The organism is Halobacterium bonnevillei (assembly GCF_009831555.1).
Lineage (GTDB): Archaea > Halobacteriota > Halobacteria > Halobacteriales > Halobacteriaceae > Halobacterium > Halobacterium bonnevillei.
This window is the reverse complement of the sequence record NZ_WUUU01000316.1, coordinates 1-1,595: the sequence shown is the minus strand read 5'-3', so window position 1 is coordinate 1,595 and position 1,595 is coordinate 1. Positions and strand designations below refer to the sequence as shown.

Genomic DNA, 1,595 nt, shown 5'->3' with positions numbered 1-1,595 from the left:
CAGCGGGTACGCGGTCTCCAGCACTTCGACGGGCGTGTTCATCGTGTTCGACATGTGGACGTGCACGCCGTCCATGCCGTCCTTGCCGGTGCGGCCGCCGAATCCGCCGCCCTGGGTCTCGTAGAACGCGTACGGCGTGCCGTCGCGGGGGTCGGTGCCGCCGAAGGTGATGTTGTTCATCGTGCCCTGGCCGGCCGCGGTCACGCGCTCGGGCGCCTCGGTGCCGAACGCGCCGAGCACGACGTCGGTGACGCGCTGGCTCGTCTCGAGGTTGCCGCCGACGACGGCGGCCGGCGGGTCGGGATTGACGATGCTGCCCTCGGGTGCGTCCACCTCGATGGGCCGGTAGCAGCCGTGGTTCGGCGGGATGTCGGGGTCCGTGACGCAGCGGATGGCGTAGTACGTCGCCGAGGACGTGACCGCGAGCACGGCGTTGATCGGCCCCTCGGTCTGGTCGGCCGTGCCGGCGAAGTCGACGTGGACGTTGTCGCCGTCCACGGTGACCGCCACCTCGACGGGGAGGTCGGTGTTGCCGCGGCCGTCGTCGTCGAGGACGTCCTCGAACGCGTACGTCCCGTCCGGGAACGCCTCTAGCTCCGCGCGCATCCGGCGCTCGGAGTAGTTTTTGATCTCGTCGAACGCGTCGTCGAGTTCGTCGACGCCGTACTTGTCGACGAGTTCGTGCACGCGCTTGCGAGCAGTCTCGTTGGCGGCCTCCTGGGCGCGCAGGTCGCCGCGGCGCTCGTCCGGCGTCCGGACGTTCAGGAGAATCATCTCCATCACGTCGTCGACGACCTCGCCGCCCGCGAATAGCTTGACGGGCGGAATGCGGAGCCCCTCCTGGTAGATCTCCGTTGAGTCGGCGGCGACGGAGCCGGCCGTCGACCCGCCGATGTCGGCGTGGTGGGCGCGGTTCGCTGCGTACGCGACCAGCGTCGGGTCCTCGGCCTCGGGGTTCGCGAAGATGGGCGAAACGAGGGTGAGGTCCGGGAGGTGGGCGCCGCCCCGGAACGGGTCGTTCAGGAGGACTGCGTCCCCGGGTTCGAGGCTGCCGCCGAACTCCTCGACGGCGGCCGCGACGGAGAACGGCATCGCGCCGAGGTGCACGGGCATGTTCTCCGCCTGGCTGACCATCTCGCCGTCCGCGTCGAACAGCGCACACGAGCAGTCCCGGCGTTCCTTGATGTTCGGCGAGTAGCCGGTCCGGACGAGGTTCGCGTTCATCTCCTCGGCGATGGCGATGCAGCCGTTCCGGACGACTTCCAGCGTGACGGAGTCCACCATCAGCGGCCACCTCCGGTCTCGACGACGAGATTGCCGTGCGCGTCGACCTCCGTGGTCTGTCCGGGGTGGACGACGACGGTGCTCTCCTTGCCCTCGACGACTGCGGGGCCGTCGAACGTCGCGTCCGTCGGGAGCGACGACCGGTCGTAGATGGTCGTCTCGTGGTCGTCGCCGTCGTAGGTCACGGTTCGGACCTCGCGGACCGCGTCCGCCACGGTGCCCTCGGTGGTCGGCGGCTCGAGTTCGGGCGTCTCGACGAGGCCGCGGGCGCGCAGGCGCAGGGTCACCAGTTCGACCGGCTCCGAGCGGTC

Annotated in this window: 1 protein-coding gene and 1 pseudogene; both read right to left on the bottom strand. The window is 70.2% G+C overall.

Translation table 11 applies throughout. The features are described from left to right. A partial coding sequence (locus GRX66_RS18835; protein ID WP_201293101.1) for a hydantoinase B/oxoprolinase family protein occupies positions 1-1,284 on the bottom strand: 1,284 nt, incomplete at its 3' end. Then, a pseudogene (locus tag GRX66_RS18830) lies at positions 1,284-1,595 on the bottom strand (hydantoinase/oxoprolinase family protein); the annotation flags it as partial. The gene GRX66_RS18835 and the pseudogene GRX66_RS18830, both read right to left, overlap by 1 nt.